Source organism: Nostoc sp., assembly GCF_035638895.1.
Classification (GTDB): domain Bacteria; phylum Cyanobacteriota; class Cyanobacteriia; order Cyanobacteriales; family Nostocaceae; genus Nostoc.
Map to the genome: position 1 here is coordinate 1 of NZ_DASQZC010000161.1, position 14,419 is coordinate 14,419.

Sequence of the window (14,419 nt, forward strand, 5' to 3'; positions counted from 1 at the left end):
GTCAAAGACCGCGCCGCACTTTATATTATCAAAGACGCAGAAGAGAAAGGTTTACTCAAACCCGGTGGCACAGTTGTAGAAGGAACTGCTGGTAATACTGGCATTGGGCTGGCGCATATTTGCAACGCCAAAGGCTACAAATGCCTAATTATTATTCCTGATACTCAGTCACAAGAAAAAATAGACGCGCTGATAGCACTAGGCGCAGAAGTTCGTCGCGTTCCTGCTGTACCCTACAAAGACCCAAATAACTACGTCAAACTATCTGGCAGAGTCGCTGCTGAGTTGGAAAACGCTATTTGGGCAAATCAGTTTGATAACTTAGCCAACCGCCGCGCCCACTACGAAACCACAGGGCCAGAAATTTGGACACAGACAGATGGTAAAATAGATGCATGGACAACTGCAACTGGTACTGGTGGTACTTATGCTGGTGTAGCGTTGTACTTGAAAAAACAAAATCCCGCGATTAAATGCGTTGTTGCCGATCCACTGGGTAGCGCACTTTATAGCTATGTCAAAACCGGCGAACTCAATACAGAAGGAAATTCCATCACCGAAGGCATTGGTAATGGTCGTGTCACAGCCAATATGGAAGGCGCACCTGCCGATGATGCCATTCAAATCGATGACAAAGAAGCTTTACGGGTAGTTTACCAACTGCTAAGAAAAGATGGGTTGTTAATGGGCGGCTCAACGGGTATTAATATCGGCGCAGCTGTTGCCATAGCGAAGCAGTTGGGGCCAGGACATACCATTGTTACTATCTTATGTGATAGTGGTTCCCGCTATCAGTCGCGGATATTCAACCCTGAATGGCTAGCCTCAAAAGGACTTTCAATAGATTAGTCATTGGTCATTAGTCATTAGTCATTAGCCATTGGCTTCCGACTTTTGACAAATGACAAATGACATAGACGCCCTTTGGCGGCTTCCCGTAGGGTAGGAGAAAGGACAAATGACAACTCAACCATCAAACTTCCCGATAATAGACCAACCCTCTTTTCCTAAATGTGTGCGGGTTTGCCAAAATCGCACTTGCAAAAAGCAAGGTGCAGTCAAAGTATTAGCAGCTTTTGCCGCTTTGCCAATCCCTGGTGTAACGGTAACGGCTAGCAGTTGTTTGGGACAATGCGGCAATGGGCCGATGGTGCTGGTATTACCCGATATGGTCTGGTATAGCGGCGTTCAACCCAATGAAGTATCTCTACTGATAGAAAATCATTTGTTAGGTGGTCAAAGAGTCAAACAAATGCTCTATTATCGGTTTCATCCCCAGAAATAAAGCCAAATTTTCAATATCAATGTCTGCAATATTGTTGACTGAAGTGAGGCATCCCATGAATATCCAACAGCTGCGTCAATCCTTAAAACAAAAATGGCTGAGTTACTACGAGCAAAATATTTCCTGGCTGGTCAAAATGCGAATTTGGGACACTTACGATGGTCTGCGCCGTCCTTTGTCCGGTTTTATTTTGGCAACACTCTCTGTTTTAGAACCCCACTTTGATGAAATACTTGCCTTTATGCTGGATCTAAATAACGATCCAGATAAAATAGTTGCCGCTTTAGGTCTTAACTTCAATCCTGATCAAGAGTTACGTTTAATAAAATCAGAGCATTTAGTTATAAGCCAAGTTGAAAGCGAGTCGCCAGATGAGAAGCATTCTGAGGATAAACATCTGTCATCGGTTGTAACTGCCAGCAACATTGCCTCTCATTCTCTTGCCAATACTCTAGATTACAACTTTTCACGCGCCGATGAACTTGTGCCATCGATTACAGCTATGACTGAAGTAGTTCGCACACGCAAACCGGAGTTGGTAGTAGCTGCAACTAAAATTGCTCCAGACACTCCGGTAAAAACGCCATCCTCCGGTTTGCTAAGGGAACATCAACCAGTACGCTGGCACTCTGGTCAGTTACCTTCACGAGGATCGGCGACAATGACTAGTGAAGTTAACAGCAAAGCCAAAATGCCATCTGTGGCATTAGCTACCGAGGTTAAGAGCAACGCACCACCTGTCCGAATCCCTGTGAGCGCATCATTGGCAATTACCACTGAGATTAATAGTAATGGTAAACCAGGGCGTAGCTGCTTTGCAGCTTGTCGTCAGACATCGCCCCTTGGGCGGCTCCCTTCAGGAGCATCGCTGGCAATTACTACTGAGGTTAAAAGCAACGGCAAACACCCAAATATTGAACCAGAAAATGTTAAGAGCAAAGTGAATATAGAAACCACTAATGCCCGTAGTATAGCTTCTTGGGTAGATGAATTTTGTTACGGCGCTAGGAATAAAGAAGAAGATATTTTGATTTGAATTAGTTATGGGTAATCGTGAGAAACAAATGGGATTTCTATGACTTCACCCTCAGTTTCTCCCACTTTGACTTTCAACCCCACGCCACCAGCTTTAGTACGAATGTAACCTAATCCAAAGTAACCATCAATGGTTTCTGTGTAACTGGTAAGTTTGCCTACCTTTTCATCTCCAACTGCGATCGCACTTCCAACTTCCACAGGGGCACTGAGTCTTATACCCAAAAGGTGTTGTTTTACACCTTTATATGTGTTTAACCGAGCAATGGTTTCTTGCCCAATATAGCAACCTTTAGTAAAAGAAATTGTTTGCCACAAACCAACTTCCAGAGGATTGTAATCATCTGTGAGTTCAGCATCTGGGGCGGGGCGGCCTTGTAATATTCGCAAGGCATCCCAGGCGCGATCGCTCATTTCTACTGCCCCAGCTTCTAACAATTTATTCCACACCGTTTCTTTATCAGTATAGGGGAAAGTTAAGGTATATCCGGGAGCAGCTAACCCACTACCTACAGCAACCTGTACTCCTTCAGCCGGAGCAATAGTGTATACTTTATGACTTCCGTAAGGTTGTCCGATGAGTTCGCTAATACCTAAATTTTCTAAAACAGCGTCGCTTCCTGGGCCAATGAGGCTGAAGGTGTTGGTGTCTTCTGTAATATCAGATAATTCCACCTTATCGGCATAGAAAATATATTTATCCAGCCATTCCATAAGATATTGGCGGCGGTTAGGTGAAACTAGCAGGATTACTGCATCTTCTCTAACGTATGCGGTTGCTAAATCAATTGTTCTGGCTGTGGAAGTGACAAAAACCGTATCACAACCTTGTCCAGGCTTGAGTATTTGGAAATTGTTAGTGCTTTGGTTGTGTAAGAAGTTGAGGCGATCGTCGCCAGATACTTTGATACGTCCCCAGGCGGTGCGATCGCATATTGCAACCCCAACTCTGGCAGCTTGGATAGCTGCTGCATCTTTATCGTCAATTGTAGATTTTGGCATGGTGATGAGAAGTTGGCCTGTTTCAATGTTGTCGCACTGAAAATCTTAGCAAATAAGCGTTTGCGGCTTCAACGGCAAAGGAGTGAAAAGGGCGAGGCGATGCCTACGGTGAGCTGCGCCTACGCTGTTTTTCAAAATTTACATTGTAATTGAGTATTTTTTTATTTAGAAGTCCTCAATCAGAATTTATCCTTTCACATTTGAATTTTAAATCTTTCAATCTAAAATTTAAAATTTAAAATCCAAAATTCGAGAATTCAATAGCGTTAATTTTGCTTACAAATCTTCTTTCGAGACTTTTTCAATTTGCCCAGCAAAATATGCTTCCTCATGTTTGAGTTGTTGCGCTACTTCTAATCCTTTTTGAAAAGCTGTTAGTGCTTGAGGAAATTCTTTGCGTTCTAGATATAATTGCCCAATTTGGTCATAAGCTTGCATTAGCCCGTAAAAATTGGCCGCTTGTGTCTCTGTTTCCACAAGAATTTGGCTAGCCTGCAAAGCCTCGTCTGTTTGTCCTTGAGAACGGTACAGCGCAATTAACTTTTGCAAAGCTTCACCAGCACCAACGAACTCCTTTAATTGCCAAGCAGTAGTATAAGCTTCTTGATAATTATTAAAAGCTTCTAGCAGTAAGTTAGGATCTTTCTTTGCTAGAGATTCGTAATTTGAAGCGATCGCTAGCTTTAATTCTGGTATTTCAGTAAGATTATTTTCACTAACGTAAATTTCTACTAGTTTATTAAGTACATTCAATGACTGCTGTGGTTGGCTTGTCCGGTCGTAAATTTCAGCCAACTGTCGCAGATATGTTACCTCATTTACACGTTCGCCTTGAGAACTAGCTAAACTCAACAATTCCTCGTAGATTGGCGCAGCTTTGGGATAATCAAACCAACTCAAATGCACCTCTCCAATTGTCTTGAGGGTTTCTATGAGTGCTGTTGTATCTTTTTGCTGCCGCACCACTAGCAAAACTTGGTCGTAAGCTTCCGCAGCTAGTTTAGGCGATCGCACATTTTGATAAGCTTGACCTAGCGATCGCCACAATTCTAGATCAATTGGGGCAGTTGTTTTCTGAGATTGTCCCTGCTTTTGAATTGCTTGCAATCGTTGCGTAATATATTGTACTTCTTGTGCATCATTTTGCTTCCAGGCGATCGCCCCGACTCGTGATAGTGCTTGCACCTCTGCTAATGAACCTAAAAAGCGACGCAAACGAAGTTCCCGGTTCCAAATTTCAAACGCAGCCACCTGATCTCCTGCTTGCAGTTTCGCTGCTGCTTCTTGATTTAATGCATCCAGCACTGGTTCTAACTTTTGCTGTTCTTGGAGAGTTAAGGGCTGTTTATTTTTGGGCGAACGTGGTAGCAGTGGATCGGGTGTGGTAATTTCTAGGGGATTAGGAGGAAATTTATCCGGTACTTTGGGGTTTTTAGTCTGTGCCAGCGTCAAGGAACTGCTAAAGAGTATAGCGGTAGTAACAATCATAATTAAGCGCCTAAACATGGGTACATTACCTTGCCTTGAGTTGGTTGCATAAGTTAATTATCCCCATACCCTATTATTTTTAGCTTATTCGAGCAATTCCGAAGCGTCGCTGACATTGCTTTATGTCTCTATCTATTCCAAGCACTAAGTAAATCAAGTTAATGTCAAGCTAATATAAGCAAAGCTTTTTGAGTGTAAGTGCTGAATCTCGATATCATATTTACATAATTTATGCAAGCAATAATCTCTTGAAAATGGCTGCGGGATATACTGAATAATTTAATAAAGTTTATTATTTGTCTTCCCATGAGTCAGGAAATATACGCTCCCAATAATTAACTAATATAGGTATCCTTTATTAGAGCTAATTTGCTCTAGAAGTTAAAAAACTTGGTATCAGTTAGCACAGCTATGACGAGTAGTACCGTGAAAAACTTTTGGCATTACTGATTTAAAGCATGAATCAAGAGGTAGATACGCAATATATCGCGTCTCTATATAGGTTTTCTTATTCAGCAAGCCAATTTTTTCATGGATCTTGTTTGGTTGGAACAAAGATATAGCCGCTTGGACTCGGGCTGCTAGTCACCCTTCTCCTTCTGTGCGGTAGACGCTAACGCTAAGGCGTAGCTAGCTTGCTTAGGTTTAGGGGGTAAGGACTTTCTAAGGTCGCTAACCCTGCACTAATAGGTGTTACCCGTCTACAGAAGTGGCTCACCGTTTTTACCAATTTAGTCAGCAGCTACTTTTTCAACTAGGAAGGTAAAAAATGGAATGGGCTATTTACAAAAAGAATACGGGCAGTTTTGTAATAGCAGTCGCAATTATGACTGGTGTTGGCGTAATTTCATATCTTAGTTTCCTTCAGTATAGAGAAAACGCTCAATGGGTAACACATACACGCGAGGTGCTGGAAAAGACTAAAGAAGTAATGTCACAGGTCAAAGATGCAGAAACTGGACAACGGGGCTATCTTCTCACGGGTAAAAAATGGTATCTAAAACCCTATCGCACTGCAAGTAGCGAGCTTCCTCAGAAAATTAAGACTTTGCGCCAATTGACTGCGGATAACCCCAATCAACAACGGCGGCTTGATCGCCTTGAACCCATGATTGCCAAAAAACTAGTTTTGATGGAACAGGCGATTAACGCCAGGAGCAAAAATTTAGAATCCGCGCTGCAAATAGTTCAGACAGATCAGGGTCAGCAGATCATGGAGGACATCCGAATGCTGACTAGAGATATGGAGAACGAAGAGAATCAATTGTTAAAACAGAGGTCAATAGAGGCGAACATTAGCGCTCATCAAACAACTTTATTGACTATTTTTGGCAGCGTTATCGCTTCTGCGATCGTCGGTTTAGCAGCGATAATTACCAATCAAGAACTTCTCAAACGCAAGCGGATGGAAAATTCTCTGCAAAAAGCTCGTGATGAGTTAGAAATAGAGGTTAGCAAACGGACTGCCGAACTGAGAAACACTAACGAAGAATTGCAAACTGAAATTAATGAGCGTAAAAGGGCAGAGTCAGAGATTCTGCGCTTGAACGTCGAGCTTGAGGGGCGAGTTGCAGAACGCACAGCACAACTCGAAGCCACTAATAAAGAGATGGAAGCATTTAGTTATTCTGTGTCTCACGATCTGCGGGCCCCCTTGCGAAGCATCGACGGCTTTAGCCAAGCGCTACTAGAAGATTATAGTGATAACCTCGACACACTAGGCCAAAACTACCTCCAGCGAGTGCGTGCAGCTACCCAGCGAATGGCACAACTGATCGACGATTTACTGAATCTGTCACGACTAACGCGTAGTGAGATGCGTTACGAAAAGGTGGATCTGAGCGCACTGGTGGAGGCGATCGCTACAGAGTTGCATAAAACACAACCAGAACGCCAAGTAGAGTTTGTAATTACACCGGGATTGGTTGCCAATGGTGATACTCATCTTTTACGCATCTTGTTAGAAAACCTACTGGGTAACGCATGGAAGTTTACAGGAAAAAATCAAAAAGCACGCATAGAATTTGGGCTTTTACAGCAAGATGACACCCATGTGTATTTTGTCCGTGATGATGGCACAGGCTTCGATATGGCCTATATTGACAAACTTTTTGGTGCTTTTCAGCGCCTGCACGCCATGACTGAGTTTGAAGGCACTGGCATCGGACTAGCTACTGTGCAGCGCATTGTCCACCGTCATGGTGGCCGTGTCTGGGCCCAAAGTGCGGTAGAGCAAGGCGCAACATTTTACTTCACCCTTTAACTATAGGAGAACATACAACATGATTTTACTTGTAGAAGATAATCCTGATGATGAAGCGCTAACCCTACGCGCACTCAAGAAAAACAATATTATGAACGAGGTAATAGTGGCACACGATGGGGTAGAAGCCCTAGATTATCTCTTTGGTAAAGGTATATACGCCAGTCGCGACATGAGCGTTATGCCAAATCTCATCCTGCTAGATTTGAAGTTACCTAAAATGGATGGTTTGGAAGTTTTGCGACACCTGCGAGCCGACGAAAGGACAAAAATCCTTCCCGTTGTTATTCTTACCTCCTCCAAAGAGGAGCAAGACTTAATCAATGGTTACACCTTGGGTGCCAACAGCTATGTTCGCAAACCAGTAGACTTTTCTCAATTCAGTGACGCAGTGCGACAACTAGGATTGTACTGGTTTGTGTTAAACGAACCACCGCCAAGGGTATAAGCCAATACAGTTCAGTTAAGGCTAAAACTCTTTATCAAAGTCAAATTTTTTAACGTAGACGCATACTCCTACGGAGAAGCAAGCTACGCGGAGCGTCTCCAAGAGTTGCGGCAAGCCGCAGGCTACCGCAGAGGCACAGAGGGAACAGAGAGAAGAAAAAAATGCCTAACCCAAGCGTATTGGGGTATAAGCAGGGGGCAGGGCTAACTTTCTTAATTACGAATTACGAATTACGAATTACGAATTACATGGGTATACCACTGCGCGTATTACTTGTTGAGGATTCAGAAGATGACGCTTTGTTGATACTGCGTGAACTACAACGTGGTGGCTATCAAGTAACCTTTGAACGGATTGATACACCCACAGCCATGAAAGCTGCGATCGCAGGGCAAACATGGGATGTTGTCATCTGCGATTATTCTATGCCCACCTTTAGCGCCCCTGCCGCATTGAAGCAAGTCAAGGAAAGTGAACTTGACTTGCCATTTATTATTGTCTCAGGCACTATCGGTGAAGATACCGCAGTAGCAGCCATGAAAGCTGGTGCCCATGACTACATCATTAAAGGTAATCTAGCACGACTTATTCCTGCTGTTGCCCGTGAGTTGCGTGAGGCACAGGTGAGATGGGAGCGCAAACAAGCAGAGGAGCAGATTAAAGCATCGCTTCAAGAAAAAGAGGTGCTATTGAAAGAAATTCATCACCGGGTCAAAAATAATTTGCAGATTATTTCTAGTCTGCTCAACCTGCAAGCAGAGTATATCAAGGACAACCAAGCCCTTGAGGTATTTAAAGATAGTCAGAACCGGATTGACTCAATGGCTCTGATCCACGAGAAACTATATCAATCTCAAGACTTAGCAAAGATTAATTTTGCTGATTATATTCAAGATTTAGTAACTAATTTATTTTATTCATATAACGTTCATTCCAGTGCTATTACCTTAAAAATGAACGTTGAGGAGGTTTTTTTAGCCATTGATGCAGCTATTCCTTGCGGCTTGATTATCAATGAACTTATTTCAAATTCCCTAAAATATGCCTTTCCCCAAAGACAATTGGGAGAAATTTGTATTAAATTCTGCTCCATAGAAGCAAATTTATTTGCACTTACTATCAGTGATAATGGTGTTGGTTTTGCCCAAGATTTTGACTTTCAAGCTACAGAATCATTAGGTTTGCGATTAGTCAAAGGTTTAACACATCAGCTACAAGGCAATATCGATGTTATCGGCTATAACGGAGTAGAGTATAAAATTATATTCCCAACTAAAAATTTATAAAACTATAATTTAAAACATCATGAATCCAGTAAATATATTAGTTGTTGAAGATGAAATAATCGTAGCAATGGATATACAAAATCGGCTAAGAAAATTTGGATACACTGTTCTAGGGCTTGCCGATTCTGGAGAAGAAGCTATTAAGAAAGCAGCAGATGATTCTCTAGATTTAGTTTTAATGGATATTCATCTCAAAGGAAAGATGGACGGTGTGGAGGCCGCTAAAATAATTCATGATGTTTTTAAAATTCCAGTAATATATCTTACCGCTAATGCAGATGAATCAACATTAAATAGAGCAAAAGAAACAGAGCCGTTTGGCTACATTCTCAAGCCTTTCAAAGAAAAAGAATTAAAGTTCACTATTGAAATTACGCTTTCCAAACATCGAACGGAAAAAAAATTGAAACAGAATGAGCAATGGCTGACTGCTGTACTTAAAAGTATTGGAGATGCTGTAATTACTAGCAACGAATCTGGATTTGTAACTTTTATGAATCCTATTGCAGAGGTGCTGACGGGTTGGAGTTATTCAGATGCGTTTGGTAAAGAAGCAACAGAAATATTCAATATTGCTCATGAAGAGACTCGGATAATAATTGAAAGTCCGATCAAGAAAGTCCTTCAGTCTGGCGTTACTGTCGGTCTACCAGAAAAAACTATACTTGTTACTAAAAACGGTATAGAAATTCCAATTGATGATAGTGTTGCAGCGATTAAAGATGACAACGGTAACATCACGGGTGCAGTTTGCGTTTTTCAGGATATCACCGAGCGTAAGCAGATATTGGCGGCACTAGCGCGTCGCCAGCAAGAATTCAAAGCACTAGTTGAAAATGCACCTGATATTATTTCTAGATTTAACACTCAATTGCGCTATGTTTACGTTAATCCAGTTATTGAAAAGGTTACAGGAATATCAGCCAAAACATTTATCGGCAAAACAAATGCAGAGTTAAATCTCCCAGAAGAATTTTGTCGAATATACGATCGCAAGCTTGGGCAAGTTTTTGAAACTAAGCAAGAAACAGAGTTTGAATGCAGTTTAGCGATCGCCTCCCAAACAAAACATTACCATACCCGTCTTGTGCCTGAGTTGGCTAGCGATGGCTCAGTATTTTTTGTTTTAAGTATTTCTCGGAACATTACTGCTCTAAAACTTGCAGAGGCGCAATTAATTTATGACGCTTTTCACGACATACTAACGGGTTTGCCAAATCGCGTCTTATTTATGGAACGCCTAGAACGTGTGCTGATACTGGCAAAACGCCGTGCGAACTATACATTTGCTGTTCTCTTTCTAGACCTAGATCGCTTCAAAGTTGTCAACGACAGTCTTGGCCATACAATTGGCGATCAACTACTAACTGCCCTTGCTCGCAGACTGGAGAACTGCCTGCGTGCTGGAGATACAGTTGCGCGTCTAGGGGGAGATGAGTTTACAATTTTGCTTGAGGATTTCAACAACATCAATGACGTAATTGGCGTAGTGGAGCGGATACACGAAGCTTTGACATCTGCGTTCCAACTTAGTGGATATGAGGTATTCACCACCGTTAGCATTGGCATCGCTTTAAATAAGGGTAATTACAACCTACCAGAGGAGCTACTGCGCGATGCTGACATTGCAATGTATCGCGCTAAGGCATTGGGTAAGGCACGCCATGAGATATTTGACTCAAGTATGTACAGGCAAGTAACGGAGCTATTAGAGTTAGAGATGGATCTACGGCGGGCAATTGAACGCCAAGAGTTTCAGGTTTACTACCAGCCAATTGTGTTGTTAGAAACTGACAAAATTATTGGCTTCGAGGCTCTCGTTCGTTGGCAGCACCCGCAGCAGGGCTTAGTTCCTCCAGACAACTTTATTCCACTAGCAGAAGAAACTGGGTTGATTATCCCTATTGGTTATTGGGTACTTAGCGAAGCTTGTCGGCAGATGCGTGCTTGGCAAATACAATTTCCTACTGACCCACCTTTGACAATCAGTGTAAATCTTTCTACTAAACAATTCTCACAGCCTGGGCTAATTGAGCATATTTCCCAAATTATGCAAGAAACTGGTCTGGAAGGCAGCAATTTAAAGCTGGAGATTACCGAAAGCGTACTGATGGAGAATATGCAATTAGCAACTTTTATGCTCTTGCAACTGCAAGAGATGAATATCCAAATACACTTAGATGATTTTGGTATAGGCTATTCATCCTTGAGTTACCTGCACCGCTTTGCAAGTAATGCCTTGAAGATTGATCGTTCTTTTGTTACCAAAATTGGTGCTAACGGCAAAAACTTGGAGATTGTTCAAGCGATCATCACCCTAGCCCAGAGTCTAAATATAGATGTAATAGCAGAGGGCGTAGAAACTGTAGAGCAACTGGCACTACTTAGAGCCATGAAATGCAAGCACGCACAGGGATATTTCTTCTCCAAACCCCTTGATAGTAAATCTATAGAAACATTACTTGCATCTGGCATTTAGCCGAGACAAGAATAGCGTTATAAAGCCGCCTAAGTATTTAGCGGCAGGTTATTTACTCTCTTTTTCTCCTCTGGCTCGTTCCTGTGTCAAGCTATCAATAGCATCACCCAAGGCAGTAGTAAGGCTATTGCGGGTTTGAGCGTGGTTATCCTGCTCAGTTTTCAAAGCTTGCAAGAGGCGATCGCGTTCTTTGATTACGGCGATGAGTTTAGCTTGCAATTCCTCTACAGATTTCAGTTGTTCTATTTCTTGTTGGATCGCTGTTACTGGTGTTCCAGCAGCCAGTGTTTCCATCTCAAGACCCTGGAGTTTATGCAATTCTGCCTTGAGGGATGCGATCGCTTGTTGGGCCAATTGGGCATCCGTGCGCCGTTGTTCTGCTTCTGTGTTGTAAAGCTGACGCCATCTTTGGGCGCTTTCCCAAGCAGCATCGCGATCGCTCTGAAGCCCCGCCATCTGCTCTTTGATTGTCTGGATTTCGGTCAACCACTCTTGTGTTAAATCTTGATTCATAAATAATTTGTCATTAGTCATTAGTCATTAGTCATTAGTCATTAGTCATTAGTCATTAGTCATTAGTCATTAGTTTTCTTCCCCCACTCCCCACTCCCCACTCCCTACTAAGTATTATTGCGGTAAAAAGATAAATGCGATCGCTACACAAAATTTGGCAAAGTAGTTAATAAAGCTAACCAGTTTTAACTCTAAATCATGCCAAAGCCTCGTTTTTTACGCTTCTTTCGCCACCTCAATTGGGGCACGTTCAAAAAAACTTTTGCTAGGACAATGGAAAGACGACTTTTTGGACTTGCCTCAGAAATCGCCTTCAATGCTATGTTATCTCTGTTTCCGGCAATTCTTGCGATCGTTACAGCCATTGGCTTATTAGCAGAATCTTTACAAGCTACCTTTAAACAACTGGCGGCACAACTCAGTCAAGTCTTACCTGAACAAGCCCTGACTTTGATTCGTGATTTTGCTACCACAGAAATTACTAATTCTAGAAACAGTGGTTTATTTTCTCTGAGCTTCGTATTAGCACTTTGGACTGCTTCTGGGGCGGTGAATACTGCTATGACTGCCTTCGACCAAATCCATCAAATTCCTTCAGAACACATCCGTCCCTTTTGGAAAGCCAAGCTCGTCTCTCTGGCATTAACAATCGGTACTATGTTGCTGTTAGTGTTGGCTTCTTTCTTAGTGTTTACCAGTGATTTCTTGCTGGCAATGGTAGTGCGCGGAAATGGTTCTTTAATTTTCTTGTTGCATCTTTGGCAGCTGTTACGCTGGCCTTTAGCTTTAAGTATTGTTGCTGTCGCCTTTAGCTTTATCTATCGCTATGGCCCAAGCCAGTGGAACTCAGGCACACCAATGATGCCTGGAGCAATTTTAGCAGCTGTTTTCTGGGCGATATTGTCTGCTCTATTTCGGCTTTATGTGGCGAATTTTGGCAATTATAATAAAGTCTATGGCGCAGTAGGGGCTGTAATAGTTTTAATGCTTTGGCTATCGATGAGTGCTGCGGTTCTGTTAATCGGCGATCAGTTGAACGTGACTGTCGGCGAAGATATGCGCCCAAAAGCACGTCAGGATCTCGTAAAAAATATTAATTTGTAAATATCGTTATAAATCCCTGAGAAAATTTTTGCAAAATTTCAGTAGGGGAGTAAAATGTCTAACGACTCAAGCAAGACAAACTTAGCGATCGCCTTCATGCCTGATTCTCCTTTTCGATTTTCGATGATTGAACCTGATGCCAAAGCACCCACCTTGAAGCGTCTGCGTCAGTTAAGTCGGCTGCTGGATAATGTTATTACCATTCCTGGTACACAGATTGGTTTTGGTCTAGATCCAATTTTAGGATTAATACCTATTGGTGGTGATTTTTTGGGAATCATGTTTTCTAGCTACATCATCCTAGAAGCAGCGCGGCTGGGTGTATCTAGAGCCACTTTAGGCAAAATGGTTCTGAATGTGATCGTTGATGGCTTAATAGGCGCTGTCCCTGTTTTGGGCGACTTTTTTGATTTTACCTGGCGAGCTAATACTAATAATATCAAGCTATTAGAAGATTACTTAAAATTTCCTAGCCAGCAAAAGAGTGCAGACGGGTGGTTTATCTTTGGCGTTTTGGTAGGATTGTTGCTGATTGCCATTGTTTTAGTAGCATTACCAGTGATACTAGTTAGAATGCTGTGGAACGCCTTAACTGGCGGTTAAATTATTTATTAATAACGGAATGAAAGATTGGTGGCAAGCTACTTTTCCGAAAGGGCGGCAAAGTCTAATTATTACTGATGCTAAAGGGTATCCTGTACAAATTTCTTATGGCGAAAAAGGTAAAGGTAAACCGCTAATTCTATTACATGGTATGGGTAGTTGGAGCTATAATTGGCGCCATAGTATAGCACCATTATCTAAATATTTCCGGGTAATTTGTTTTGATGCTAAAGGTTTTGGTTTTTCCGAAAAACCATTGTCGCGTAGAGAACACAACGGTCATCAAGTTATTGAGTTTAAAAGAGTTATTGAGGCATTATGTGACGAACCCGCAGTAATTGTGGCTGAATCTTTGGGGGGATTGGTTGCCCTTGCCCTTGCTCAAGAGAATCCGCAGTTAGTCGGGCGGCTTATAGTCGTAAACGTACCTATTTTTGCGGAACGTCTACCCCATTGGGCTATGTGGTTACTTGCCCAAACGCCCTTAGAAATAATACAAACAATTGATTCTTTACGTCTAGCATATTTGTTTGCACCTCTATTTAGAGAAATTATGGCGATAGAAAGACGTAGAGTATTATTTGATCCATCAATTTTGACACAGGAAGATGTCTATTGGATAACTTACCCGTTTATTGAGCTACCTGGTACGGTTGCAAAAGTAGCTGAAGAGTTACAAATAGCAGCGCGAGAAATTGAGAATTGGCAAGAAAATAAGCCTAATATGCTTACCAAAATTCAAAATAACCTAAGTGCAATTAAGTGCCCTACATTAGTTTTGTGGGGTGAGCAAGATAGTTGGTTTCCTGCTAGTCATGGGGAAAAATTGCATCAACATATTCCCAATTCAAAGTTACAAATTTTGTCTAACTGTTATCATGATGCCTCTACTGGTGCTTCTGAGGTGTTGAAT

The 14,419-nt window shown here is 42.1% G+C and carries 13 protein-coding genes; 10 read left to right on the plus strand and 3 right to left on the minus strand.

Annotated features, from left to right (window positions below):
* The 3 genes from VE944_RS08030 to VE944_RS08040 form a co-directional block, all read left to right on the plus strand.
* Positions 1-849, plus strand: an 849-nt coding sequence (locus tag VE944_RS08030; protein ID WP_324974859.1) for a cysteine synthase A, incomplete at its 5' end; no start/stop codon positions are given.
* A gap of 109 nt (positions 850-958) precedes the next feature.
* Entirely contained in the window at positions 959-1,285 is a 327-nt protein-coding gene (locus tag VE944_RS08035; protein ID WP_324974862.1) for a (2Fe-2S) ferredoxin domain-containing protein, read from the plus strand.
* A gap of 55 nt (positions 1,286-1,340) precedes the next feature.
* Positions 1,341-2,321 carry a DUF5331 domain-containing protein gene (locus VE944_RS08040; RefSeq protein ID WP_324974865.1) on the plus strand — a complete coding sequence of 327 codons (981 nt, stop codon included), beginning with the start codon at positions 1,341-1,343 and terminating at the stop codon, positions 2,319-2,321.
* A gap of 5 nt (positions 2,322-2,326) precedes the next feature.
* Here VE944_RS08040 and ygfZ read toward each other — a convergent pair whose 3' ends face one another.
* Together ygfZ and VE944_RS08050 are read right to left on the minus strand one after the other, a co-directional pair.
* On the minus strand, positions 2,327-3,322 hold the full coding sequence (ygfZ, locus tag VE944_RS08045; protein ID WP_324974867.1) for a CAF17-like 4Fe-4S cluster assembly/insertion protein YgfZ: 996 nt from the start codon (positions 3,320-3,322) through the stop codon (positions 2,327-2,329).
* 276 nt (positions 3,323-3,598) lie between these two features.
* On the minus strand, positions 3,599-4,828 hold the full coding sequence (locus VE944_RS08050; protein WP_324974869.1) for a tetratricopeptide repeat protein: 1,230 nt from the start codon (positions 4,826-4,828) through the stop codon (positions 3,599-3,601).
* 751 nt (positions 4,829-5,579) lie between these two features.
* On the opposite strand from VE944_RS08050, the gene VE944_RS08055 reads away from it, so the two are divergent.
* From VE944_RS08055 to VE944_RS08070, 4 genes are all read left to right on the plus strand, one after another.
* A complete protein-coding gene (locus tag VE944_RS08055) occupies positions 5,580-7,073 on the plus strand; it encodes a sensor histidine kinase (RefSeq protein WP_324974872.1) in 1,494 nt (497 codons plus the stop codon).
* Positions 7,074-7,092: 19 nt separating this feature from the next.
* On the plus strand, positions 7,093-7,521 hold the full coding sequence (locus VE944_RS08060) for a response regulator (protein WP_324974875.1): 429 nt from the start codon (positions 7,093-7,095) through the stop codon (positions 7,519-7,521).
* 161 nt (positions 7,522-7,682) lie between these two features.
* Positions 7,683-8,807: a sensor histidine kinase gene (locus tag VE944_RS08065; protein WP_324974878.1), complete on the plus strand. Its 1,125-nt coding sequence runs from the start codon at positions 7,683-7,685 to the stop codon at positions 8,805-8,807.
* 19 nt (positions 8,808-8,826) lie between these two features.
* The gene (locus VE944_RS08070; protein ID WP_324974881.1) at positions 8,827-11,286 is read left to right on the plus strand and encodes a GGDEF domain-containing response regulator; all 2,460 of its coding nucleotides are present in this window, start codon (positions 8,827-8,829) and stop codon (positions 11,284-11,286) included.
* 48 nt (positions 11,287-11,334) lie between these two features.
* Here VE944_RS08070 and VE944_RS08075 read toward each other — a convergent pair whose 3' ends face one another.
* Positions 11,335-11,799, minus strand: a complete 465-nt coding sequence (locus tag VE944_RS08075) for a hypothetical protein (RefSeq protein ID WP_324974889.1) — start codon at positions 11,797-11,799, stop codon at positions 11,335-11,337.
* Positions 11,800-11,997: 198 nt separating this feature from the next.
* Between VE944_RS08075 and VE944_RS08080 the strand changes: the two genes are divergently transcribed.
* From VE944_RS08080 to VE944_RS08090, 3 genes are all read left to right on the plus strand, one after another.
* Positions 11,998-12,903 (plus strand): YihY/virulence factor BrkB family protein, encoded by a 906-nt coding sequence (locus VE944_RS08080; RefSeq protein WP_324974884.1) that lies wholly within the window; start codon positions 11,998-12,000, stop codon positions 12,901-12,903.
* 96 nt (positions 12,904-12,999) lie between these two features.
* Positions 13,000-13,506, plus strand: coding sequence for a DUF4112 domain-containing protein (locus tag VE944_RS08085; RefSeq protein WP_324974891.1), 507 nt, complete (start codon positions 13,000-13,002; stop codon positions 13,504-13,506).
* Positions 13,507-13,525: 19 nt separating this feature from the next.
* Positions 13,526-14,419: alpha/beta fold hydrolase (locus tag VE944_RS08090; protein WP_324974887.1), on the plus strand; the 894-nt coding region annotated here is incomplete at its 3' end.